The organism is Flavobacterium sp. N2550 (assembly GCF_025947265.1).
GTDB lineage: Bacteria > Bacteroidota > Bacteroidia > Flavobacteriales > Flavobacteriaceae > Flavobacterium > Flavobacterium endophyticum.
Genome location: NZ_CP110007.1, coordinates 3088682 through 3111848, shown reverse-complemented (window position 1 = coordinate 3111848; position 23167 = coordinate 3088682). Strand labels below are relative to the sequence as shown.

22 protein-coding genes are annotated in these 23167 nt (G+C 46.4%); 18 read left to right on the top strand and 4 right to left on the bottom strand.

Annotated features, from left to right (window positions below):
* Positions 1-11 precede the first annotated feature (11 nt).
* The 6 genes from OLM56_RS13695 (at position 12) to OLM56_RS13670 (ending at position 8494) form a co-directional block, all read left to right on the top strand.
* Positions 12-1055 carry an efflux RND transporter periplasmic adaptor subunit gene (locus OLM56_RS13695; protein WP_264527370.1) on the top strand — a complete coding sequence of 348 codons (1044 nt, stop codon included), beginning with the start codon at positions 12-14 and terminating at the stop codon, positions 1053-1055.
* An 8-nt stretch (positions 1056-1063) separates the two neighbouring features.
* Entirely contained in the window at positions 1064-4114 is a 3051-nt protein-coding gene (locus OLM56_RS13690; RefSeq protein WP_264527369.1) for an efflux RND transporter permease subunit, read from the top strand.
* A gap of 26 nt (positions 4115-4140) precedes the next feature.
* Complete coding sequence (locus tag OLM56_RS13685) at positions 4141-4917, top strand: SDR family NAD(P)-dependent oxidoreductase (protein ID WP_264527368.1); 777 nt, start codon at positions 4141-4143, stop codon at positions 4915-4917.
* Positions 4918-5051: 134 nt separating this feature from the next.
* Positions 5052-5966, top strand: a complete 915-nt coding sequence (locus OLM56_RS13680) for an NAD(P)/FAD-dependent oxidoreductase (RefSeq protein ID WP_264527367.1) — start codon at positions 5052-5054, stop codon at positions 5964-5966.
* Positions 5967-6778: 812 nt separating this feature from the next.
* A complete protein-coding gene (locus OLM56_RS13675) occupies positions 6779-7225 on the top strand; it encodes an Hsp20/alpha crystallin family protein (RefSeq protein WP_264527366.1) in 447 nt (148 codons plus the stop codon).
* Between the two features lie 108 nt (positions 7226-7333).
* Positions 7334-8494: a cation:proton antiporter gene (locus OLM56_RS13670; protein ID WP_264527365.1), complete on the top strand. Its 1161-nt coding sequence runs from the start codon at positions 7334-7336 to the stop codon at positions 8492-8494.
* A gap of 285 nt (positions 8495-8779) precedes the next feature.
* On the opposite strand, the gene OLM56_RS13665 is transcribed toward OLM56_RS13670, so the two are convergent.
* Together OLM56_RS13665 and OLM56_RS13660 are read right to left on the bottom strand one after the other, a co-directional pair.
* Positions 8780-8971 carry a cold-shock protein gene (locus OLM56_RS13665; protein WP_264527364.1) on the bottom strand — a complete coding sequence of 64 codons (192 nt, stop codon included), beginning with the start codon at positions 8969-8971 and terminating at the stop codon, positions 8780-8782.
* 104 nt (positions 8972-9075) lie between these two features.
* On the bottom strand, positions 9076-9294 hold the full coding sequence (locus tag OLM56_RS13660) for a hypothetical protein (RefSeq protein WP_264527363.1): 219 nt from the start codon (positions 9292-9294) through the stop codon (positions 9076-9078).
* A 41-nt stretch (positions 9295-9335) separates the two neighbouring features.
* On the opposite strand from OLM56_RS13660, the gene OLM56_RS13655 reads away from it, so the two are divergent.
* The 9 genes from OLM56_RS13655 to OLM56_RS13615 all read left to right on the top strand — a co-directional run bounded on the left by OLM56_RS13655 (position 9336) and on the right by OLM56_RS13615 (position 16591).
* Positions 9336-9476, top strand: a complete 141-nt coding sequence (locus OLM56_RS13655; protein ID WP_264527362.1) for a hypothetical protein — start codon at positions 9336-9338, stop codon at positions 9474-9476.
* Between the two features lie 410 nt (positions 9477-9886).
* Positions 9887-10354, top strand: coding sequence for a hypothetical protein (locus OLM56_RS13650; protein ID WP_264527361.1), 468 nt, complete (start codon positions 9887-9889; stop codon positions 10352-10354).
* Between the two features lie 534 nt (positions 10355-10888).
* Positions 10889-11530, top strand: a complete 642-nt coding sequence (locus OLM56_RS13645; RefSeq protein WP_319800567.1) for a Crp/Fnr family transcriptional regulator — start codon at positions 10889-10891, stop codon at positions 11528-11530.
* A 130-nt stretch (positions 11531-11660) separates the two neighbouring features.
* Positions 11661-12083, top strand: a complete 423-nt coding sequence (locus OLM56_RS13640) for a RidA family protein (protein ID WP_319800566.1) — start codon at positions 11661-11663, stop codon at positions 12081-12083.
* 254 nt (positions 12084-12337) lie between these two features.
* Entirely contained in the window at positions 12338-13258 is a 921-nt protein-coding gene (locus tag OLM56_RS13635; protein WP_264527360.1) for a helix-turn-helix domain-containing protein, read from the top strand.
* 229 nt (positions 13259-13487) lie between these two features.
* Positions 13488-14591, top strand: coding sequence for an alpha/beta hydrolase family protein (locus OLM56_RS13630; protein ID WP_264527359.1), 1104 nt, complete (start codon positions 13488-13490; stop codon positions 14589-14591).
* 253 nt (positions 14592-14844) lie between these two features.
* Complete coding sequence (locus OLM56_RS13625; protein ID WP_264527358.1) at positions 14845-15198, top strand: nuclear transport factor 2 family protein; 354 nt, start codon at positions 14845-14847, stop codon at positions 15196-15198.
* Between the two features lie 35 nt (positions 15199-15233).
* A complete protein-coding gene (locus OLM56_RS13620) occupies positions 15234-15965 on the top strand; it encodes a helix-turn-helix domain-containing protein (protein WP_264527357.1) in 732 nt (243 codons plus the stop codon).
* 80 nt (positions 15966-16045) lie between these two features.
* On the top strand, positions 16046-16591 hold the full coding sequence (locus OLM56_RS13615) for a dihydrofolate reductase family protein (RefSeq protein ID WP_264527356.1): 546 nt from the start codon (positions 16046-16048) through the stop codon (positions 16589-16591).
* A 154-nt stretch (positions 16592-16745) separates the two neighbouring features.
* Here OLM56_RS13615 and OLM56_RS13610 read toward each other — a convergent pair whose 3' ends face one another.
* Positions 16746-17510, bottom strand: coding sequence for a class I SAM-dependent methyltransferase (locus tag OLM56_RS13610; RefSeq protein WP_264527355.1), 765 nt, complete (start codon positions 17508-17510; stop codon positions 16746-16748).
* A 94-nt stretch (positions 17511-17604) separates the two neighbouring features.
* Between OLM56_RS13610 and OLM56_RS13605 the strand changes: the two genes are divergently transcribed.
* Both OLM56_RS13605 and OLM56_RS13600 read left to right on the top strand, forming a co-directional pair.
* Entirely contained in the window at positions 17605-18375 is a 771-nt protein-coding gene (locus tag OLM56_RS13605; RefSeq protein ID WP_264527354.1) for an exodeoxyribonuclease III, read from the top strand.
* Between the two features lie 253 nt (positions 18376-18628).
* Positions 18629-19360, top strand: coding sequence for a UPF0489 family protein (locus tag OLM56_RS13600; RefSeq protein WP_264527353.1), 732 nt, complete (start codon positions 18629-18631; stop codon positions 19358-19360).
* Positions 19361-19506: 146 nt separating this feature from the next.
* On the opposite strand, the gene OLM56_RS13595 is transcribed toward OLM56_RS13600, so the two are convergent.
* Positions 19507-19977 (bottom strand): JAB domain-containing protein, encoded by a 471-nt coding sequence (locus tag OLM56_RS13595; protein ID WP_264527352.1) that lies wholly within the window; start codon positions 19975-19977, stop codon positions 19507-19509.
* A gap of 405 nt (positions 19978-20382) precedes the next feature.
* Between OLM56_RS13595 and OLM56_RS13590 the strand changes: the two genes are divergently transcribed.
* Positions 20383-22917, top strand: coding sequence for a UvrD-helicase domain-containing protein (locus OLM56_RS13590; RefSeq protein ID WP_264527351.1), 2535 nt, complete (start codon positions 20383-20385; stop codon positions 22915-22917).
* Positions 22918-23167 lie beyond the last annotated feature (250 nt).

Below are 23167 nucleotides of genomic sequence, written 5' to 3'. Positions count from 1 at the left end.
AAATTAAGATCATGAACAAATCAATAATTATTTCCCTATTCGCAGTACCTCTCTTCTTAGCCTGCAAGGAAGAAAAGAAAGGACACGCCGCTTTCGAAACCGCAGATGTCATTTCCATTAGAACTGCTGCGGCCGAATCCCTGGCGCTTACTAAAAATATAAGCGCATCAGGATTGGTAGCAACAGAAAACCAAGGCAATTACTCGTTCAAAATCGGCGGAGTTGTCAGCCATATTTTTGTCGAGGAAGGACAATTTTTCAAAAAAGGACAGCTTCTTGCAGCTTTAGACGCAACCGAAATCGGTTCGGGCCTGAATCAATCCGATCTGAATGTCAAGAAATACGAGCGTGATTATACCAGGGCCTTAAACCTTTATAAGGACAGCGTATATACTCTAGAGCAGCTTCAGAACACAAAAACGGCCCTTGACATTGCAAAAAAACAGAAAGATGCTGTTGCGTTTAATGCCCGTTATTCAAAAATTTATGCCGCGGCCGATGGCTTTGTCACTTCAAAAATTGCCAACGAAGGTGAAGTTGTGGGGGCAGGATCTCCAATCCTGGCAATAAACGAAACCCGCCAGAACAGCAATTACCTGCTAAAAGTCGGCCTGACAGACCAAGAATGGGCGGCGGTAAAAATAGGCCAGAAGGCAGCCGTTACCCTTGACGGCTATCCCGAGGAGAGCTTTGATGCCTCTGTTTTTAGAAAGTCGCAGGCGGCAGACGCTGCATTGGGTTCATTCCAGGTGGAACTAAAACTGAATATGAAGGACAGCAGACCGGCTGTGGGAATGTTTGGAAAGGCAGAAATCAAAGCAGATAGGGCTGAAGATTTTATCGTAATTCCTTATAATTCACTCATTGAAGCCGACGGCAACAAGGCCTTTGTATTTGTCATAGAAAACAGCAAGGTAAAACGCCGGCCCATCACGATTGATAAATTCGACAATGACAAGGTATTAGTAAAGGACGGACTTCAAAAAACAGACCGGATAGTTATTTCCAACAGTGCTTATCTCAACGAACAATCGACTATCAAAATCATTAAATAAAGAACCGTATGAGAATTACAAACTTTTCCGTCAAGAATTACCAGTTCACGCTGATCCTGGCCCTATTGGTTGCCGTGGTAGGGGTCCTTACCTTATTCACGATGCCAAGATCGGAAGACCCTTCGACACATCCGCCGCAATATCTGATTACCGTTATCTATCCCGGTACGAGTCCAAAGGATATGGAGGAACAGGTCGTAAAGCCTATTGAAAATAAGATTTACGGATTGGAAAATATTGAAAAAATACTGACAACGGTAGAAGATGGTGTCGCCGCTTTCCAGGTAAAATTCAAATACGGGGTGGATATTGACAATAAGTATCAGGAAATATCCACCGAAATGAATGCCCTTAAAAACAGCGGACTTCCGAAAGATATCTATCAGATAAAAACTGAAAAAAATTCGTCTTCGGACGTGAAAATTCTTCAGGTAGCCTTGGTTTCCGAAAATGCATCCGACAAAAAATTGCGCGATGAGGCAGATAGGCTAAAGGCAAGAATTGAAAAAATAACCGATCTCAAGGAAGTGAATTACTCGGGAATCCCAGAGCAGGAAATCCGGGTGGACCTGAATTTGGAAAAGCTGACACAATTAAAGATTCCATTAAATGCAGTAATGGGAAGCCTGCAGAGTGAAGCTGCCGATATTCCTGGCGGAAGTATCGATCTGGGTGCCAAAGTATTCAACGTAAAGACAAGCGGCAAATTCAAAAATGCGGACGATGTTGCCAATACGGTGGTTTACAATGCCAACGGAAAAATCATCTATATGAAAGATGTGGCCGAGGTAAACTATAAATCTGAAGCTGTAAACCATATCACCAGAATCAACGGGCACCGATGCGTTTTGGTTACTGCCGGAATGAAAGACAATGTAAACATCAGCGATGTCCAAAAAGAATATCTGCCGCTAATAGAGGCATTTTCTAAGGATCTGCCTGCCAACATCAAACTAATAAAAAACTTTGACCAGGCCGATATGGTATCAAGACGTTTGGGGCATCTGGGTTTTGATTTTGGCTTGGCCATACTTCTGGTTGTTATTACCTTGGTGCCGCTGGGAGGGAGGGCCTCTCTGATCGTAATGATATCCATCCCCTTATCTTTGGCTTTAGGGCTAATAGCACTGAATGCTTTGGGATATTCCCTAAACCAATTAAGCATTGTGGGGCTGGTAGTCGCTTTGGGACTGCTGGTCGACGACAGCATTGTGGTGGTAGAAAATATTGAGCGCTGGCTGCGCGAAGGACATTCTAAAATGGATGCCGTTTTGAAAGGAACAAAACAGATAGGCATTGCTGTTGTAGGTACTACCGCTACTTTGGTTATAGCCTTTATACCGCTGGCCTTTCTTCCGGATATGGCAGGTGAGTTTCTCCGAAGCCTGCCTATGGCGGTTATCACCAGCGTACTGGCTTCCATGGTTGTTGCCCTGACATTGGTTCCGTTTTTGGGAAGCCGATTTTTAAAAACGCACGACCACGCTGAAGGAAACATCTTTCTTCAATATTTGCAAAAGTTTCTTACCAGAGCGTACAGGGATATTATGCCAAAAGCATTAAAATTTCCAAAAACGACTATTGCCATCTCTCTGGTTTTAAGTGTCATAGCGTTTGGATTGTTTTCGTTAGCCGGATTTAAATTATTCCCAACCTCGGAAAAACCTATGTTCTTAATCAACATAAAAATGCCCCTTCAGGCCAATATTTCTGAAAGTGACAGGGTAACAAAACTTGTGGAAAAAGAATTGAAAAACCACAAGGAAATCGTGTATTTCACTTCGAATGTGGGACACGGAAACCCTCAGATCTACTACAACGTGCATCCGCAGGACAGAAAATCTGATTTTGCCCAGATTTTCGTGCAATTGGACGATGAAGCAAAACCTTCGGAGAAAACCAGTCTCATACAAGAATTGCGCGAAAAATTTAAAACGATGCCTGATGCTAAAGTGGAGGTAAAAGATTTTGAACAGGGCCCCCCGTTGGAAGCCAATATCGTAGTGCGGTTATTCGGCGAAGACCAGGCGGTCCTGCGCAAGTTATCTTCTCAGGTAGAAACCATCTTGAGAAACCAGGAAGGGACAGTTTATATCAATAACGAGCTGAATACCTATAAGACCGATGTCAAGGTAAAGATTAATAAAGAAAAAGCAAGGACATTGGGCGTACTGACCAGTGAGGCCGATAAGGTAATTCGAATGGCTGTTGCCGGTTTAGCGGTTGGAGACTATATAGACGACCGTGGAGATGCAAGAAACGTGACCATTACTTTGCCAAGGGATAAGTTTTCTAATCTTAATGCATTGAAAAATTTATATGTAAATAATGTTCAGGGAGCGCCAATTGCACTGAACCAGATTGCAACAGTATCTTTTGAGACAGCACCAACAGCCATAAACCACTTCAACAAGTCTCCCTTTTCAAAGGTCAGTGCGATGACAAAAGACGGTTATCTGGCAAATGACCTGCTGGTAGATATCACACCGAAATTGGACAAACTTGAAATGCCAAAAGGTTATTATTACAAGCTATCCGGAGAAAAAGAATCAGAAGGCGATGCCCTGGGAGGCAACTTCCTGTCTGTAATCATCCTCAGTACGTTCTTATTTATTGCTGTTTTACTGCTTCAGTTTAAAACATTCAAAGGAATCATTATCGTTATGTCCATCATTCCCTTAGGTATTTTAGGAGGCGTGTTGTTTTTAATAGCATCAGGAAATCCAATGTCATTGGTTTCCATTATCGGTTTCATTGGATTGTCGGGAATTCAGGTCAAAAACTCCCTTCTTCTGGTCGATTTTACAAATCAATTGCGACAGGAGGGAAAGTCCATCGACGAAGCGATTGCCATTGCTGGTAAGACCCGTTTTCTTCCCGTAGTCTTGACATCCGTTACCGCAATCTGTGGTCTGATTCCCCTGGCGGTGAATCCCAATCCCCAGATATCTCCCTTGGCGATTGTATTAATTGGAGGACTTATAAGCTCGACAATCCTTGCAAGGATTGTAACACCGGTAATGTACAAACTGATTCCGCCAAGGATCGAAAGCAATTAATCATTCATCAGATAAAAAGAAACAAAATGAAACAATACATATTGATAACCGGAGCATCATCCGGAATCGGTCACGAAATGGCACAACAGCTTGCCGCTTTAAAATACGATCTTATCCTCACTGCCCGCAGCGGGGATAAATTGGCAGCCATGCAGCAGGAACTAGCTTCCAGATACGGAATTGATGTGCACTACATGGCCAAAGACCTAACTAAAACAGGGCAGGCGGCTCAATTGTTCGATGATATCAAGAGAGCCGGCTATGAGGTATCGCATCTGGTCAACAATGCCGGATTTGGCGACTATGGAAGTTTTCTGGAAACCTCGCTGGAAAAGGAGTTGAATATGATTGAACTCAACGTCAGCAGCCTGGTTGTCCTTACCAAATTATTTGCAAAAGATATGGCGGGCAGAAAATCGGGCAGAATCATGAACGTGTCTTCAGTGATTGCCTATCTGCCTTTCCCTTACCAGTCGGTGTATTCTGCCACCAAGTCTTTTGTCTTGGCCTTTTCCCAGACCATCGCTGCAGAGCTGGAAGGAACTGGCGTAGTGGTCACCACGCTTGCCCCTGGGGTTACAGAAACAGCATTTATTTCACAGGAAATGCGGGAAACCAATCTGCTAAAATCCAACAAGCCCGCCCCCGTAAAAACGGTGGCTGCTGAAGGAGTGAAACTGTTGCTGCATGGAAAAGGTAAAAAAATCATAGGCTTCCAAAACCGGTTCAATTCCATTTTAGCAGGAATACTGCCAGACTCAGTGATGATGAAAGTAAAGATGAAGCTGGCAAGTGCCAAATGATATTGCACCAATCTAAAAAACAAATGTCCGAAACAAAAAAAATATCAAGACGGGAACTGGTAAAAAAAGGCGGACTGGCTCTGTCAGTTTTAGCTTTACCTTTACCATTAACATCATTTTTAAATTTCAATGAAATGACAGACAGCAGAAATTTTGACGTAATCATAGTTGGCGGAAGCTACGCAGGGCTTTCGGCAGCAATGTCCTTGGGACGGGCATTAAGAAATGTCCTGATCATCGACAGCGGCCTGCCTTGTAACAGGCAGACTCCACATTCACATAACTTCTTGACGCAAGATGGAATAGAACCAGCCGTTATCGCGGATAAGGCAAAAAAACAAGTGTTGAAATATGACACAGTAAAATTCTTAGCTGACCTTGCCGTTAGCGGAACGAAAACCGATAAAGGATTTGAGATCTCAACGCAATCCGGGAAAACATTTTCAGCTAGAAAGCTTGTTTTTGCAACAGGCTTAAAAGACAGGATGCTAAAAATTGCGGGATTTTCCGAATGCTGGGGAATCAGCATACTTCATTGTCCCTATTGCCACGGCTATGAAGCAAAGAATCAAAAAACAGGGATTTTGGCAAATGGACATGGTGCATTTCATTTGGCCCGGCTCATTCGCAACTGGACAAAGGACCTAACCCTATTTACCAATGGAAAATCAGAATTGACACAAGAGCAGGCTGATGAAATCAAAAGGCACAATATTGCAATAGTTGAAAAGGAAATCACCTCATTGAAGCACAAAAACGGCGTTGTTGAAGAAATAATTTTTTCAGACAGTTCCAGTTTTGAATTGAAAGCCATTTACTCAAGACCTCCTTTTGAACAGCACTGCAAAATCCCCGAACTACTAGGCTGTGAACTGACAGAACAGGGGCTTGTCAAAGTAGATGCTTTTCAGAAAACAACCGTGGATGATATATTCGCCTGCGGAGACAGTACCAATCCTTTGCGTGCCGTATCATATGCTGTATCCACAGGGAATAATACGGGGGTATTCTTGAATAATGCAATGACAGAAGAAGATTTTTCAAAATAACTACAGGAGCTGCGCATAAGTTGTCCCTGGCGTTACGGCGGCTGACCTAGCGCAGCCCAGCGGTAGAATAAAACCTTTACCTTAGATTGTCTTCGTCTTCAGTTGCGGCCAGACAAAGCATGGAACACCATCACGACACCAAACACTTATCCGTCCGCAGAAAACAAGTATTAAACCGGATCAGGATAAAAACTTCAATACGCCGCTTAACCCCCAAGTCATTTCCTTGAAGGGTTAACTGCTACGATACTATTCAGTTCATCTGTTTCAATCGGGCATTGGTCGGTATTTTCCTGGAGACACACAGGATTATAATGATGTTCTTGGATTTTCTCTTCCTATTGGAAGCGGCATGTTCTTTCGAGAATCTCCCACGGGTCCTTGTAGCCTTTCTGCGTCAATTCGCGATAAGCATTTCCCAACCCGAGCCATCGACAAAGGCTCCATGAACGAGCACTACATTCTTGACCTCCGGCACTTGCTGGGCAATCGCCGATAGGGAGAAGATGCCAAGAAGTACTATGCATGCAGAAATCCGGTTTTTTATAAGATCCACTACTATCGCTGTAAGTTTTAAGTACTAACGATAGAAAATCTTTCGCTCGTTCCCGTGCCGGACCGCCAGAATTATTTAACCTTGATAGGGGCCGACTGTCAAAAATTCATTTTTAGAAATGCCAATTTTTCATTTTAATTCTGAAAAAATGTCATTCTCATGCTTTGGCATTTTGTTTGTTCTGTTGTGACTGCAGCGGTAAAAAAGCCGCTCGGTTCTTAAAAATTATTGTATAACTATTTAAAAAGTACGTATTATGTCACTAATGAAAAGAAGTGGAGCTATGCTCCCAGCGTTTCCGGGATTTGATGATCTGTTCACCCGCGAGCTTTTTAACTTGGGAAACTCTAATTATTCATCAACCAGTACCACCATCCCCTCAGTAAATATCAAGGAAACCGATGAATCCTTTAAGGTGGAGGTAGCCGCTCCGGGTATGGAAAAAAAAGATTTTAACATTACCCTTGACGGCACACGGCTGACCATCTCTTCGGCAAGGCAGAACAGCACCGAGGACAAGCACGACAACTATACGCGCCGCGAATTCAGCTACCAGTCGTTCCAGCGCACCTTCGAGCTGCCTAAGCAGGTAGTGGACGAGGACAATATCAATGCCCATTATGAAAACGGGCTGCTTCAGATCACCATTCCAAAAAGGGAAGAGGCCAAAAGAAAGGCACCGAGAATGATTGAGATCGCCTAAGGCTTGATCTGATCCGGTTGTTTTTATCCACTTTTCAATTTTCTGATTAACGGAAGGCTGTCCCGCACCATGCAGGGCAGCCTTTTTTACAAACTGTAACCTGTGCTTATGACTTCAACAATATTCAGCGGCATTGTCGTGCTATCCTTTGTAATACTGCTGCTTATCCTGCTTCTCAGGAGCCTGAGGCAGCCTTACTTTATTGCCTATATGCTGGCGGGCGTCCTGCTGGGTCCTGAAGTGCTGGGAATCATCAGCAAGGGCGAATCGATCGGTCAGCTGGGCGAGCTGGGCATCATCCTGCTGATGTTCTTTATAGGGGCAGAGATCAACCTCCCCAGCCTTGCCAGCAACTTCCAGAAGCCCCTGCTGGCAGCCCTTGTCCAGCTGCTGCTGAGTGTCGGGCTGATGTGGGGCATAGGGCATTACCTGGACTGGTCGCCTACCACCATCTTGCTTACGGGGTTCATCATCAGCCTGAGCAGTTCGGCCATCATATTCCAGTACCTCTCGCGCAGCGGGGAGATCAATTCCCCACTGGGGCTTATTACCTGCGGGGTGCTTCTGGTACAGGATATCCTGATCGTGCCCATGATGCTCACGCTGAATTTTCTGGCGCGTGGCGCCGTAGCGCCCGCCGAACTGGTAAAGGCAACCATCGGTGCCGCGCTTATAGTCGCCTTCCTCAGGGCCGCCTTTATGAAAAGGCTCTTTAGGATCCCGTTCAAAAAGGACCTTCTCGCCGACCATGACCTGCAGCTGTTCATCGGCTTCGCGTTATGTTTCGGAATGGCCTGGGTAACCCACTGGTTCGGGCTGTCGGCTGCACTGGGCGCCTTCACCGCCGGCATCGTGGTAGGGCAGGACAAGGCTACCCGCTGGCTCGGCAGGTCGCTGGAGCCTTTCCGGGTGTTTTTTCTGGCTTTCTTCTTCATATCCATCGGGCTGCAGATACGGTTGGAATTTATAAGGGAAAATAGTGGTACAATACTTTTCGTGGCCTTGTCGGTGCTTGTAATCAATAGCCTAGTCAATACCGTTGTCTTCAGGGCTACGGGACACAGCTGGCGCGACAGCGTCTATGCGGGGGCACTGCTTTCCCAGATAGGGGAGTTCAGTTTTGTCCTGATGACACTTGCTTTTGACCTGAGGCTGGTCGGAAGCTATACGCACCAGATCACCCTGGCTGCGATAGCCCTGACAATGCTGGCGACAAATATATGGATTGAAGCCATCCAGAAATTCATTTATAAAGTACATAAACCCTGAGCTAACACTCCCTACGGAGTTAGCGGAAGCATCTGTAAGGGATTCCTGTGCTATAAAGGTTATGGAGGGCTCTTTGAACCTTAACTTTATGTTGGCTTACATTGTCCCTGCGCGCAGGAAATTCACTAACTTAGCGTTACTGTGCCTGTCAAGAGATCTGACAGGCGTAGAGGATATGAACTTAAAGCAGCTGTAACTTTACCACTGTTACCGCCAGTATGGCTACCGGATAAATAAAAAACACCTGCCATTGGCAGGTGTTTTATAAACTAACTGTATATAGTATTAAGCTATGACTACGTTTGTCGCGTTTGGACCTCTGCGGCCTTCTTCCACATTGTAACGTACTTCATCGTTCTCACGGATATTTTCTGTTAAACCTGAAACGTGAACAAAGATTTCTTGTCCTCCGTTGTTTGGAGTTATGAATCCGAAACCTTTTTCTTCATTGAAGAATTTTACTGTACCTTCTTGCATTTTAAATGTATTGATTTACGCAAAGATAATCTTTATAAACGGAACTTTTTGAAATATAAGGGTTTATTTTCAACTGACGCTGAATCAATCCCAGCAGGGCTTGGCTATGAATGGGCCTGGTCCTCTACCGCAGCCTTCCGGATCAGGATCCTTTCGGGTGGGGCTGATGAGAGATTCCCGTAATCGTCCAGGTAGGCAATCATGCTGTCGAGTCCCTTTCCTTTATTATTGTTTGTCTTGCGCTCCTGTTTTTTCTGGTCCTTGACCTTCTTTCTAAGGGCATTCTTTTTTATACTTTCTTTTTTGTGAAAAGAATCAGCCATATATTATTGATTTATAGTTATACTAATTGTTGTAGTTCCCCATGCGCCGCACTGCCTTATCCAAGAGATGCGATGGCTCCAGATTAGGTTATGATCCTACGGGAAGCGGTACTTTCCAGGGCTGCTGTCCGGCATCCATCAACGCCAGGCAGATCGCCTGCTCGAGAAGGTATTCACCATAGTGGGTCAATATGAAGAAGTATTGACAGTGTAAAGCTTAGCTGTGAGGGACTGTATGGAAAATTGGTGGTGCTTGAAGCCGGGTAACACAGGCAAGGCTGCGGGAATTATCCCCAAAAGTACGAAATTATTCCCGACCGGCAACGTTATAATCTGCTGGGGTTGCCGGAAACATCACTGGAAAACAACTATTTGGCATGAAAGGCCCAGGATTGGCTTGGCTGGCCCCAACCTGGGCGACGATTGTAAATTCCCCGCATAGCGTAAGCTGACAACGTGCATGCAATCTTGTAACAAAATAAAGTTAAAGTGGTTGACTGCTTTTAGCCTAATTCCTTATTTTAGTGCATGAGGCTACTCTATTTATAAAAATGAGGTCGTTCGTAGTGCTCTTATATAACAATCGTAAAATATGAACCTACTTAAGATATTCATAGCGGCATTTTCGGCAACCAATGTAATGACTACCTTCAGCTACCTTTTGTCCGCCAGATACAAGAAGCTTTTCAAGGAGCCGGTAATGATGAATTTTATATTAGAGGGATTTGGACTCCAACTCAAGGGCAGGTGGCACAAGCTGGGCGGCTGGATTGCACATTACGTTATCGGGCTATTCATGGTATTCATTTATGAAGCCCTCTGGAGGTACACCATCATAAAATTCGGATTTGTTTCAGGGATACTCTTCGGGATCGCCAGCGGTATTATCGGCATAGCCTGCTGGTATGGGATCTATTCCTCATCGATACACGATAATGTCTCGCGCAGGGCCTATTACATCCAATTGTTCTTCGGGCATATACTCTTTGCCGTGGTAGTGGTCATTGCCTTCAAGATATTCAAATATGATCCTTTGTCAAAGATTGAGCCCTATTTATAGTCAGAGGATCAGCAAAGTCATATAACAACTGACTCCTGATCATTTATCACTTATTCAGAAGGTTTTTTGTCACAAATTCATTAAGACGAAATCCCTGTAAATATTTCCGATTGGCAGCTATTTTGAGTGGCACATATCGGTTTCCTTCAAATCACTAGTGCCGCCAACAATTTTTCATTGATTTATTTGTTACACGTTTACCGATCACATATCGGAATTATAGGCAGGCCAAATATCTGATTTAGCTCCATGGCTTCCCCGGCAGGATTTCTGTTCAGGAATCCATTAAAATGCGTAATTTTGAAAAAATGAACTTATGAATACGATTAAATCTCTTAAATACCTTTGTGCTGCGGTTTTAATGGTATTCCTGGCAACAAGCTGCAGGGTCAGCACCTCTTCGGGATCGGGAAAGGTTCCCCCGGGACAGGCAAAGAAAATGTCCGGGAGTAAAAGCGCGAAGGCCTATGCTCCGGGCCAGCGTAAAAGACAATAGTATTGGCAATGCCTTTTTGAAATGCAAGTTTTACAGTTATGACCGGATATGTGCCTTTCCTGCAATTATCTTTTTATATATTTGGTGTTGCAGTAAAGTGTAACATGGAGGAATTATTCAGGGCCCATATCCAAAAAGTCGTAGCACTCACCGATGAGGAGTTCGATGATATTATGACGCATTTTTCGTTTATGAGCTTTAAAAGACGCGAATTCCTGACCAGGAAAGGTGAAGGGGTCAGATATGTGTATTGGGTAGTCTCAGGACTTCTGAAGCTTGAGCACGAGGATGCCGCCGGAAAGCAGCACGTGGTGGCATTTGCCATGGAGGACTGGTGGGAAGGCGATTATTACGCGTTCTTTAACCGGGGCCTTGCCACGATGTCGCTTCAGGCACTTGAAGATACCCAGGTGCTTTGCATGACCCTAAAGGATTATAATTCCTTGTGCGACAACTTTCCAAAGATGACCTACTTTTTCCTGCAAAAAACCAACAGGGGGCATATCAGCGCACAGCAGCGTATCCTGGATCTTATCAGCAGCAATGCCAGGGAAAGGTACGACAAGCTCCTTGACCGTTACCCGGCGCTTTTCCAGCGCGTTCCCCATACCCTTATAGCCTCCTACCTTGGCGTGACCAGGGAAACTTTGAGCAGGCTTACCACGCAACAGGGCGGTTAAATGCAATTGTGAGATTTGTCACGAAAATCTGGCACGCTATCTTGCGAACTTTGGTGCATGAATTTTAAACACCAGATCATTAGAAGATCGGTTAAGATTTTTGCACTTATAGTAGTAACCGCTGCACCGCTTGCGGGGCAGAACAAAAAAGGAAAGACAGATGGAAAAAAAAGAATTCAGCCCATGGGCATGGCAGGACCGCCTCAGTTATGTACAGGCCGTTGAAGTAAAAAACGCAGAAGGCACGCTTTATGTTTCAGGGCAGGCTGCAGTGCATGCCGACGGTACCTCAAGTACTGCAGACATGCGAACCCAGCTGGGATTGGCGATAGGGAATCTTGAAGAAGTAATCCGCCAGGCCGGCTACGACCCTAAGGATATCGTGAGGCTTACGGTTTATTCGACTTCGTCAGATGAATTTATTAAGGAATGCTTTGACGTATTCCAGGCTTTCGTGGCAAAGCATGGCATGAAGCAGACCGTCACCCTTATGCAGGTGGTTGCTTTGTATGAAACATTGAACGTGGAGTTGGAAGCTACCGTAGTGAAGTAACTATCGGGGACAATACAGCCCTGAAAGCCATGCCTAATCATGGCTTTTTGCATCTGTGTTAATTTTAATCAAATATACGGATTAGTTGAAATTTGTCTGCTGTGCCGGTTTTTTAAAATTTCAATCCCTGAATGAGGAAAAACAATATTCCCCATTTTGGTTACGATATCGCTCATTTAGGTTAGGGACTGCGATGGATAAGTATTTACCTTTGTACAAAATGCCGACGGGGCAACATTATTAAATTTACTTTTATGAAAAGAGAAGACCGCAATACCGAAGATTTTGAATCGATTAGCGCTGTACACAGGGCATTTGGGCTGCCGGCGCCCCAGCATCCGCTTATCAGTCTTTTGAATGCTCAGGACTTAAGAGGCTCCCGCCGGCCATCCGGTGCCCACGTGTTGCATTTTTATAAAATTTCATTCAAGACAGCTCTGAGCGGAAAGGTGCGCTACGGACAGGGCTATTACGATTTCGACGAGGGAGGCTTGCTGTTCGCTTCGCCCAACCAGGTCATCGGAAGTGACGGTGAAGATGATACGGAAGATCTTTCCTTTTATACGATGCTGATCCACCCTGATTTTCTGCAGGGCTATCCACTTTCCCGTAAAGTCAGGCAGTATGGCTATTTCAGCTACGCCACCAATGAAGCGCTGCATCTCTCTGAAAGTGAAAAAGAGATCATCCTGTCGGTCTTTCACATCATCGAGCAGGAGCTCAACAGCAGGGTTGATGAGTTCAGCCAGGAAGTGGTCCTATCACAGATCGAATTGCTGCTGAACTATGCCAACAGGTTCTACAAGCGCCAGTTCATTACCCGGAAAACTGCCAGCAATGACCTGCTGGAGCGCCTTGAAGCTTTGCTGGAGGATTATTTCCAGAATGAAAAGACAGCCAGCCAGGGTATTCCGACAGTGCAGTTCCTGTCGGAACAGCTCAACGTCTCATCGAGCTATCTCAGCGACATGCTGCGTGCGCTGACAGGCATGAATGCCCAGCAGCACATCCATAACAAGCTCATCGAAAAAGCCAAGGAAAAACTATCGCTGACCTCGCTGACCATTGCAGAGATCGCCTTCGACCTTGGATTTGAGCATCCGCAGTCTTTCAGCCGCTTTTTCAAAATGAAAGCTAAAGTTTCACCGGGTGAATTTCGGCAAACCTTTAATTGACGGCAGTACACACTGAATTATAATATTTCACCAAATACGGCTACGCCGTATTTTTTTTTGCCTGTCCCTGACCAATACCGGGCAATGCATGGCGCCAGTAAGGGTTTGCATTTATTCCGATGCGGCTTTTTTAAAAGCGCTCCATTTCGGTTAGGCATTCCCTCAGTTCGGTTAGGCTTCAGCAGGATTACTTGCGGAACTTTGTCATGTAATTAAAGATCAGCATATCATGGCATCTACACCTAATAATATAATACTAAGCCAGTCCGGCATCTCCGCGGCGGCTTCAAAACTAAAATCAAAAGCAGTCAACTGGATCGCTGCTTCGTGCCTGACCATTTTTGGGTTATCTGCCCAAGAAGAGGCTTTATCCGAATCCAAAAATCAAATCAAAAATTTTAATAACATGAAAAATTCAGAAACTGCCGTAATGTCTTACGGCCCAATCGTAATGCCCGTGGCTGGCCGTCACGCCGAGCTTCAGTTGAAAGTGACTGCTCCTGCAACAGGGGCTGACCTTCCTGTCCTTATCATTTCCCATGGCCATGGACGCTCGAACTTCCTTTCCTCGCTGTACGGATACGGACCAATGGCCGACTTCTTTTCAAAAAATGGATTTGTGGTTATCCAGCCTACCCACCAGAATTCAAAGACACTGGCACTTGACGCAGACCTTCCGGAAGCTCCGCTATTTTGGAGCTCACGTCCAAGGGACATCACATTTATTATTGATAATCTCGAGCAGATCCTCTCGCAGGTTCCAGGCTTGAGCACCCGTGTCAGCAAAGACGAGGTAAGCGTGGTCGGTCATTCCATGGGAGGGCATACTGTCGGAATGCTTGCCGGAATGCAGGTCCAAGATCCGGCTACCTCTAAAAGGGTAGATGCCATTGAAAAACGCCTGAAGGCTTATGTGATGATTGGCGCTCCCGGTGCCCCTGAGGGACTTGTCCAGTCTGCAAAAGAACATTACCCCGTGCTGAATAATGGCGATTTTTCGACCATGGTCCAGCCAGTGCTGATAGTAAATGGCGACAAGGACATAAATCCAAACTTCTCGATCATAGACAACTGGCGCGCTGACGGGTACTATTCAAGTCCGGGCCACAAAAGCCTGCTTACAGTATACGGCGCTGAACACATCTTTGGCGGAATATCGGGATACGATTCCAATGAAACCACTGATGAAAGCCCTGAAAGGGTGGAATTCGTGAACCAATGCATCCTCGCCTACCTGCGCAGTGCCTTGCGCCCGGAAGATACCAGCTGGGCTGATGCCCAAAAGGCGCTCAATGATGTCCCGGGTTCAAAAGGACGTATTGATAATAAATAAGCTTAAATTATACCAAGCTTCCTTTGTTTACTTAAGACAATAAGCCGTCCCTTTTGGGACGGCTTATATCCATTACGGTCAACAATATTTAACCAAGTTGTGCCAGATTTTCATGTCCATGAAGACAGGCCGAACCCATGCAGGAATTGTCAAAGGTACCGGGGAATCAAATGAACTTACAAAATCATAAATAGTCATGGCATCATGGTATTATTTGCTTAAATTGGGAATAGAATACTTAAAATGACAAATTATGGGCTTATCTAACAAGGAAATACTGATTATTGCAAATGCGGCCGTAACCGAAGGCGACCATGAAAGATTTCTTTCCTACTGCACGGACGATGTAGTATGGGAATTTGTCGGTGACAGGACACTGCAGGGCAAGCTGGCGGTTCGTGAGTACATGGCAGTAACCTACCTTGAGCCTCCAAAATTCATGGTGGAGGACCTGATTGCAGAAGATGACTCTGTTGCCGCAATCGGAACGATCAGACTGAGGGCGGAAGACGGTAAGATGTCGGATTATTCTTATTGCGATGTCTGGCGGTTCCATGATGGGAAGATGGCAGCATTGAGGGCCTTCGTCATTGCAAAGGACAATTAATTGGGATAAATTTGCCCACATAAAACATTATAGCCATGATATACAGCGAGGCAGATCCCTGTGCAGCATTGCAGCCCTACATACATTCATACTGGAAGCTCAAAGGAGATATGCAAGACAGCCAATGGGAGCGTATATTTCCAGATGGCCGGCCGGGTATCGTAATCAATCTTGGTGATGATTGCATTACTGATAATGGGCAGACCGTAATGGAGCATGGCAAGACGTATGCCGTAGGGGCGATGACTAGCTTCAAGGAGAGTTTTATAGGATCTGATACGAACCTGCTTGGTGTATGCCTAAAGCCCGGAACTTTTTCCTCACTGTACACTTTTGCCCCGCAGAAGGAACTGACCAACGCCACGGTGGAATTTGACCGCCGGCTTTCCTTTGATACATCACGGATCATGAAAGAAGGAGAAGGGTATCTCAACAGGTTCTTTACCGGCAGGATGGGGGATAGGGATTTGAACCTCCAGCATATACTGGACGATATATCAGCTTGCAGGGGAAACCTCAACATTCGCGAACTGGCCAGCCGCAACTGCACAACAGTCCGCCAGCTGGAGCGCAATTTTGCAACCCATATCGGCCTTACGCCCAAGGAGTACAGCAGCATCATACGCCTGCAGAATACCATGGCCCAACTGGAAAAATCAAAAGCCGCAAGCCTTTCTGAAATCGCCTTTGACTGCGGTTACTACGACCATGCGCATCTCGCTAACGAGATAAAGAAATTTACGGGCCTCACCCCGACACAATTATAATTTTGTCGTTTTTTTCCAAAAACATTCCAGGCTGGCGCCCCTTATTTTTGCCTTATAATAATATAAAAGCAAAACATGTTATGAGAAAAGTAATCTTGAATTTAGCAGTAACCTTGGACGGTTTCATTGAAGGCCCAAATGGGGAAGTGGACTGGTGCATACTCGAGGATGATATGGACTTTGAAGGCTTTGTGGCAACGGTCGACACTATTTTTTACGGCAGGGTAAGCTATGATGCATGGGGGAGATACAATCCTGATGATTATGCCGGCGAGGCAGACAGGCAGTTATGGCAGCAGGTGCATGCCAAAAAGAAATACGTTTTCTCGAGCAAGCAAAGAACGGATGACAAGGCCACTTTCATCAGCAGCGATATCGTTTCCAAAGTCAATGAGATCAAGCAGCAGCAGGGAAAGGATATCTGGCTGTACGGCGGGGCGGGCCTTATCAGGACATTCATAGAGAATAACCTGGTGGATACCTACATGATATCGGTGCATCCGGTGGCGCTGGGCAGTGGCAAGCCATTATTTGAAGACCTCAAGCAGCGCCTCAATCTGCAGCTGGCCAAAATGAACAGCTACAGGTCGGGCGTGGTGCAGCTCATTTATGAACCAGCGTACTAATTCCTGGTGATGGAGAGAAGGCGCGGATAATAAGCCTCCGGCCTCCCAAGCCAAAAAAAATCGGACTGGGCCTGCTGGCAGGTATTGGAATAGGGAGGGTGCTTCTGGCCGGGAGGAATTATGGCAATGGGAAGTCACGTCAAAGCCAAGGTGCTCAGCTCCCTGCTTTTCCAACCCTTACTATAAGCTTCCAGGTGATTTCTTTTTCAGTTGCAGTATCGCCCCAGTATTCCTGCAATCTTTCTCTTAGCGAACTGATAGGGTCCCGGGCATACCTGTCAATGTATTTCTGGGTTGCCGACCAGCTCCTGAAATGGCCAAGGGCTTCTTCAAGTGTTGCCTGCTTCCGGATAAAAAATTCCGGAACCTTGATTTCCTCAAAGGGAAAAGGTATCGTGGCGTATTCCTTGTCGATCAGTCTGTTTTCCGCAAGCCAGAATTCGCCGACTATATTGTCGTGAAAGTCCCTGATGATAGCATCCAGCTCACTGTTAACAGCAGGGATGCCATAAGCCCAGACAGCAAGTATGCCCTCCGGTTTCAAAACCCTTCTGACTTGGGCATAAAATAGATCAAAGTCAAACCAATGCACGGCCTGTGCGACCGTTATCAGATCAACTGAATTATCATCCAGCCCGGAAGGGGCTTCCGCATTCTCTACCCTGTAGGTTATCTTCTCGTGCGCAAAGGCATTGCTGATCTGCTCGGCACTCGGGTCGGTGGCGTAGACCCTTTCAAAGAAACCAGCCAGCTGTACTGCTGACTGCCCATTTCCCGTGCCGCAATCCCAGGCAAGCCGGTGCTCAGTGGTCAAGCTGCCCAGAAACTCAAACAGCTCCCTAGGATACATGGGCCTGAATTTTGAGTATACCGCTGCCTGTTTTGAGAAATTGTCCTTGAATGATTTGCCTGGGTCCATTGAACTGTTTTTAGATGATCTGATAAAGTTACAAAAATCTACCGCCAGGGCCAGATTGCCAAGGCCTAAAAATCGTATCTTTAAAAGAAAAAGTATGACGATAGCCACTTACAACGTAAACGGCATAAACGGCCGGCTGAAGGTACTGCTGCAATGGCTGGCGGAGCGCTCGCCAGATATTGTCTGCCTTCAGGAGCTAAAGGCCCCGCAGGACAGGTTTCCGAAAGAGGCGCTCCTGGAAGCGGGCTACAATGCAGTGTGGCATGGCCAGAAGCAGTGGAACGGCGTAGCCATCCTGGCCAGGGGAATGGAGATACAGGAGGTAGGGCGCAAGCTTCCCGGAGACCCCGACGATTTGCAGAGCAGGTACTTAGAAGCCCTCGTGGGCGGCATCGTGGTGGCCTGCATCTACCTGCCCAACGGCAATCCTGCCCCGGGCCCGAAACTGGATTACAAGCTGCAATGGTTTGAAAGGCTTTCAAAGAGGGCGCATGCGCTGCTGGAGCACAAGGTCCCGGTGGCCATCGTCGGCGACTTCAACGTGATGCCGACCGAGCTGGACGTCTACAAGCCGGAGAAGTACAGGGAGGATGCCCTATTCCGTATCGAGGTCCGCGATGCGTTCCACAAGCTGCTCGGCCAGGGCTGGACCGACGCCCTGCGCACGCTTTATCCGGGCCAGGCCGTCTACACCTTCTGGGACTATTTCAGGAATGCCTACGGGAGAAACGCAGGCCTGCGCATCGACCACTTCCTGCTGAGCGCGGACCTGGCAAAGAGATTAAAGAAAGGTGGGGTCGACAAGCAGGCCAGGGGATGGGAGAAGAGCAGCGACCACGCTCCGGTGTGGATTGAGCTGTCCTAAGCTGTTGCGATGGAATAGCCGATTTTTCGCCATCTAATAGCACCAATCTTATGGCGCCCAACACCCAGGTCTTTACCGCGGTCAAGGTTCCCGCATCGGATTGTTAATTGGGGTTAGAAATTAATTTTAGAAAAAAATCCAAAGGCATATTTTTCTTTTCCTTAGTATTGTACGCTTGAACATCATTACGTAGCGCGTGTTCATCAATTTTCGCTGTAAATTCGTTTTAATGTATGTGTAATTTCCTGAAACTATGTGGATAAAAGAACCCAACAATCCTTTGCAAGAATCTTCAGCCGACAACTTAAACTTTCTCTACCGATTTGAGAACGTTTTTATCATGGATAATCATTTGGCAGCCGGCTGGTCCTGGCTAAATACTTTGGATACAGACAGTACCTATAAATTACTGCATGTTGATCGTCATTATGATTTGTTAGATTATCCCCAAGTAATGCAGTCTGAAATTATTGACAAGAACATCCAGATACATTCGCTGGAATTACAGGAATATCTTGATTTACGGCGACCGATTGGAAATAATCAAACTGCCCCAATTTTTCGATGGGACAACTATATTGGCAATCTTAATATTCTTTATCCTGATTTATTTGCTGAAAAATTTTTTTGTACCCATAGGATGGGAAACAGGTTAGCGAATTTCATTACGGAAGATTTCGAAACGTACGATTTGCTTGCCAATCTGAATAATTTAGTTGATGAGGAAAATGGCGAAGTCCAATGGATTGTCAATGTCGATTTGGATTTTTTCTTCGGCGACAGCTACGATGATCGAAAAATCGTATTATTTTCAGAAGTATACATCAGGGATTTCTTCTCACTGTTGAGAATGTTTAGTGACCGCGTGGCGGTATTTACGTTTTGCATGAGTCCAGAATGCTGCGGAGGTTGGGAAAATGCGTATTGTATTATTGAGATTATAAAAGAAATCTTTCATCTGGATTTTGAATTGGAATTGCCCTAGATTACAATTGATTTTACTTTCCGGGTTTTCCAATTGCCCCCTATGGCCCATTGTAATTAAAAAAGATAAAAAACCTGAAAGAAGTTTAAGGATCTCTATTTTCTGCGAAGACGCAACTGTAAAAATGGGACTGCGTAAAACAGGGACTACAGCAGTCCCTGGTCTGCGAAGGACAGATATCCTTCGGTGCTGATGATCAGGTGGTCGAGTACCGGTATGCCAAGCAACTGTCCTGCCTGGAGTGCCCTTGCCGTAATTTCCCTATCGGCCTGGCTTGCCACGAGGTTGCCCGAAGGATGGTTGTGCGCCAGGATGATGCCGGAGGCGTTGGCCTTGAGTGCCGCGGCAAATATCAGCCTGATGTCCACGACGGTCCCGCTTGTGCCTCCGGTCGACAGTTCGTAGGATCCAAGGGCCCTGTTGCCCTTGTTGAGCAGCAGTATCTTGAACTGCTCGACGAATTCGATCCTGTCTTGGTCCCATGCCTGCAGGAGCAGGTCGTAGGCAGACTGTGATGAGCTGATCTTTGGACGCTCTGAAGGCGCTACCTTGGTCCTGTAAACGAGCTGGATCTCTGAAACCGTTTGCCATTCTGCTGTTGTGATCGAAGTTTCCATAATTTCTGAATTTTAAAGTTTAATTATGGAGCACCTCCGGCCGTTGGCCAGCGAGCGCAAAAAGCAACGCAATAAAGTGCAGGCCCCGGCTGCACATTTATGGGGGAATTTTTTGCCAGCGAACCGCTGCCATACTGCCGAACTTTGTGAGATAATTGGCTGTAAAATAGGACTGTGCCCTATAATGGCAAGCTAAGGTAAACGAACTGCCATTGGAGGCAGCACGGCCAAGTATGTGAAATTCCGTATCTAAGACATTATGGAGCATTAAGATGCAATAAGGCCTATGGAGCGGCATTGCCAAGAGGCCTTACCGTCTGGTGTCCAAAATTTTACAGGCACGCTTGCTTGTGCGATAGGATTTTTTTTACGTTCTTGCCGCATAATAACCTTACCATCCGCCGAATGAGCAAGAGTCGCAAACCCGGTATAGTTTCTGTCCTTTACGCAGTGCTGCTGTTCGTATCGGTTTTTGGCATCTGGTACCTCTACAAGAAGCATGTCCTTCAGAAAAGGCAGCGCCAGCTCCTTGTCGGTGCCCGTGAAGAGATCCTCCAGGGCAATGCCCTTGTAGAGCGCCTTACCAATTTTGAGAGATATTTTGCTTTCAGCCACGAACAGCGATACATACAGACCTATGCCGCTACAAGGAAGCTGGCCGTACACGGCTTTGCCGACCTTGGAATGGATCCCCAGTATGAAGCGGCCATCCGTGCATTTACCAGTAACTACGACACTATCTCTGCGGTGCGCAAGGAGTATAACGATGCGTTCGTCAAAAGGGAAGCCCAGGAGTACCGCCCGCTTTTCGATTCGCTTGAAGAATATCCCCTGTCCGAGGACCAGATAGAGGCGGTAATAAGGGACGAGGACAACAATCTGGTACTGGCAGGGGCGGGTACAGGCAAGACCACTACCATATCGGCCAAGGTAGCCTATATCCTTGAAAGGGGCCTGGCCAGTCCAGAGGAGCTGCTCATCATTTCCTTCACCAAGAACGCTGTCAGCGAGATGAAGGAACGCTGCATGAAATTCTGCGGTCACATTCCGGGAGCTGAAAACCTTGATGTGAGGACCTTCAACAGTTTCGGCTACCTTGTCAAGAGGCACTGTTCTGATACCGAGCTGCACCTGGCATTCAAGGGGAAGGAAGACGATGCCAAGGCCTGCCTGCAGGGAATCTTTGATGACCTGTTTATCAACGACGCTGACTTCCAGCGCAAGGCGGTCAATTTTATCGCATTCTTCAGCAGGCCCGAGCGCGATGAGTTCCGGTTTGAGACCAAGGACGACTATCTCAAGCATGAACAGAGCTTCGAGAATGTGGCACTGGACGGAAACAAAATGAACAGCATGGAGGAGGTGCAGATCGCCAACTTCTTCTGCCTCTTTGGCATAAATTACGAATACGAGAAGCATTATCCGCTTCCGCCCGAGGACCGCAATGCTGATTTTGGGAGCTATAATCCCGATTTCTACCTGACCGGCCATGACATCTGGCACGAGCATTTCGGGGTTGACCGCCAGGGCAACGTACCGGCGTGGTTCCAGACAAAGGCGCCCTATCCCACGGCCAGGGACTACTACAATGCGGGCATCAGCTGGAAACGAGGCATACACAAGAAGCTCGGCACCACGCTCATAGAGACCTACTCGTTCCAGAATGCAGAGGGCAGCCTGATCTCCAGCCTGAAAAAGATGCTGGTGGACCATGGGGTAGAACTCAAGCCAAGAAAGCCGGAGGAGATCCTGCCACTGGTAAAGGAATCCCCCTACTATGAAAGCTTTATCAACATGATCCATACCTTCCTTGGCCTGATGAAGTCCAATGCCAGGGAACCCGAGACTATCGCTGCCCGGACAGGCGACCGCAGGCTGAAGGTCTTTCTGGATGTCTTCGGGCCCGTCTACAGGGGCTATGAGGACAGGCTGAAAAAGGATTCGGCGCTGGATTTCAACGACATGGTCAACCACGCGGCAATGCATATAGCAAGAGGGGAGTTCAAGAGGCCTTACAAGTACATCCTGGTGGATGAGTTCCAGGACATGTCCCTTGGAAGGTACGAGCTTCTTAAAAGCCTGAGGAAGCAAAATCCAGGTGTCAAGCTATACGCGGTCGGGGATGACTGGCAGTCCATCTTCCGCTTTACAGGCAGCGACATCTCCATCATCACCGAGTTTGAGAAGCATTTCGGCCATACCAGCATGACGCCCATATTGCGCACCTACCGCTTCAATGACCAGATCCTGCAGATCTCCAGCGACTACATCCAGAAAAATCCTTCCCAGATTAGAAAGACGCTTTTTTCCGACCGCCGGGCGGAGCACGACAGCTTTGCATTTATCGGATCTATAGCAGCAGGCAGCCGTGAGGCACGCCAGCAGGCAAAAGAGAGAGATGTAAGATCTGCCCTTGACGAGATTGCCTTGCTGAAAAAAGAGGCAAAGGTCTTTTTGATCGGAAGATACCACCACAATATACCTGATGGATTCCGGCAACTTGCAAGTGACTATCCCAAATTGAAGCTGGAATACTACACGGCCCACAGGGTCAAGGGTATGACCTGCGACTATACCATAATCCTGGATGTAAATTCGGGAATCATGGGATTTCCTTCTGAGATTGCCGACGATCCCCTGTTAAATTGCCTGCTCCATGAAGGGGACCGGTTTGAAAATGCGGAGGAGCGCCGTGTATTCTATGTGGCCATCACCAGGGCCAGGCACAAGAATTTCCTGCTGTACAATACCCTTAGCCCCAGCAAATTCCTTAGCGAGATCATGGATGTTGATGATGATTCCCTGAGGGAAAAATGCCCTGACTGTGCCGGCCAGCTTGTAGAAAGGAAGGGTCCCTATAGTGAATTCCTAGGATGTTCCAATTATCCCCATTGCAATTTCAAAAGGATTATAAGAAACAACGAAATTATAATGGCTTAGCACAGGCACGGAATTTTTTGCTTATTGGTGAATACAATATTATAACATATTGGACGACATCCCTGCAAGGGAGAAAGTTATTAAGCAATTTTGAGTGATTACTTCTGGTAAGAATTCGCATAGAGGATGAGGTAGGTAATACACGAATTATTGCTAACAGTAAGCTAAATACGTTATACTGTGATTTGAGTTTTGGACGCGGAATATCTTTCTAATTTAGTTATATTTGGAATCCATTATGACGGTAAAA

What these genes read in the sequence shown, in the direction of transcription:
- OLM56_RS13695 (WP_264527370.1), top strand. Translation starts at nt 12, where the DNA reads ATGAACAAATCAATAATTATTTCCCTATTCGCAGTACCTCTCTTCTTA.
- OLM56_RS13690 (WP_264527369.1), top strand. Translation starts at nt 1,064, where the DNA reads ATGAGAATTACAAACTTTTCCGTCAAGAATTACCAGTTCACGCTGATC.
- OLM56_RS13685 (WP_264527368.1), top strand. Translation starts at nt 4,141, where the DNA reads ATGAAACAATACATATTGATAACCGGAGCATCATCCGGAATCGGTCAC.
- OLM56_RS13680 (WP_264527367.1), top strand. Translation starts at nt 5,052, where the DNA reads ATGACAGACAGCAGAAATTTTGACGTAATCATAGTTGGCGGAAGCTAC.
- OLM56_RS13675 (WP_264527366.1), top strand. Translation starts at nt 6,779, where the DNA reads ATGTCACTAATGAAAAGAAGTGGAGCTATGCTCCCAGCGTTTCCGGGA.
- OLM56_RS13670 (WP_264527365.1), top strand. Translation starts at nt 7,334, where the DNA reads ATGACTTCAACAATATTCAGCGGCATTGTCGTGCTATCCTTTGTAATA.
- OLM56_RS13665 (WP_264527364.1), bottom strand. Translation starts at nt 8,971, where the DNA reads ATGCAAGAAGGTACAGTAAAATTCTTCAATGAAGAAAAAGGTTTCGGA.
- OLM56_RS13660 (WP_264527363.1), bottom strand. Translation starts at nt 9,294, where the DNA reads ATGGCTGATTCTTTTCACAAAAAAGAAAGTATAAAAAAGAATGCCCTT.
- OLM56_RS13655 (WP_264527362.1), top strand. Translation starts at nt 9,336, where the DNA reads ATGCGCCGCACTGCCTTATCCAAGAGATGCGATGGCTCCAGATTAGGT.
- OLM56_RS13650 (WP_264527361.1), top strand. Translation starts at nt 9,887, where the DNA reads ATGAACCTACTTAAGATATTCATAGCGGCATTTTCGGCAACCAATGTA.
- OLM56_RS13645 (WP_319800567.1), top strand. Translation starts at nt 10,889, where the DNA reads ATGACCGGATATGTGCCTTTCCTGCAATTATCTTTTTATATATTTGGT.
- OLM56_RS13635 (WP_264527360.1), top strand. Translation starts at nt 12,338, where the DNA reads ATGAAAAGAGAAGACCGCAATACCGAAGATTTTGAATCGATTAGCGCT.
- OLM56_RS13630 (WP_264527359.1), top strand. Translation starts at nt 13,488, where the DNA reads ATGGCATCTACACCTAATAATATAATACTAAGCCAGTCCGGCATCTCC.
- OLM56_RS13625 (WP_264527358.1), top strand. Translation starts at nt 14,845, where the DNA reads ATGGGCTTATCTAACAAGGAAATACTGATTATTGCAAATGCGGCCGTA.
- OLM56_RS13620 (WP_264527357.1), top strand. Translation starts at nt 15,234, where the DNA reads ATGATATACAGCGAGGCAGATCCCTGTGCAGCATTGCAGCCCTACATA.
- OLM56_RS13615 (WP_264527356.1), top strand. Translation starts at nt 16,046, where the DNA reads ATGAGAAAAGTAATCTTGAATTTAGCAGTAACCTTGGACGGTTTCATT.
- OLM56_RS13610 (WP_264527355.1), bottom strand. Translation starts at nt 17,510, where the DNA reads ATGGACCCAGGCAAATCATTCAAGGACAATTTCTCAAAACAGGCAGCG.
- OLM56_RS13605 (WP_264527354.1), top strand. Translation starts at nt 17,605, where the DNA reads ATGACGATAGCCACTTACAACGTAAACGGCATAAACGGCCGGCTGAAG.
- OLM56_RS13600 (WP_264527353.1), top strand. Translation starts at nt 18,629, where the DNA reads ATGTGGATAAAAGAACCCAACAATCCTTTGCAAGAATCTTCAGCCGAC.
- OLM56_RS13595 (WP_264527352.1), bottom strand. Translation starts at nt 19,977, where the DNA reads ATGGAAACTTCGATCACAACAGCAGAATGGCAAACGGTTTCAGAGATC.
- OLM56_RS13590 (WP_264527351.1), top strand. Translation starts at nt 20,383, where the DNA reads ATGAGCAAGAGTCGCAAACCCGGTATAGTTTCTGTCCTTTACGCAGTG.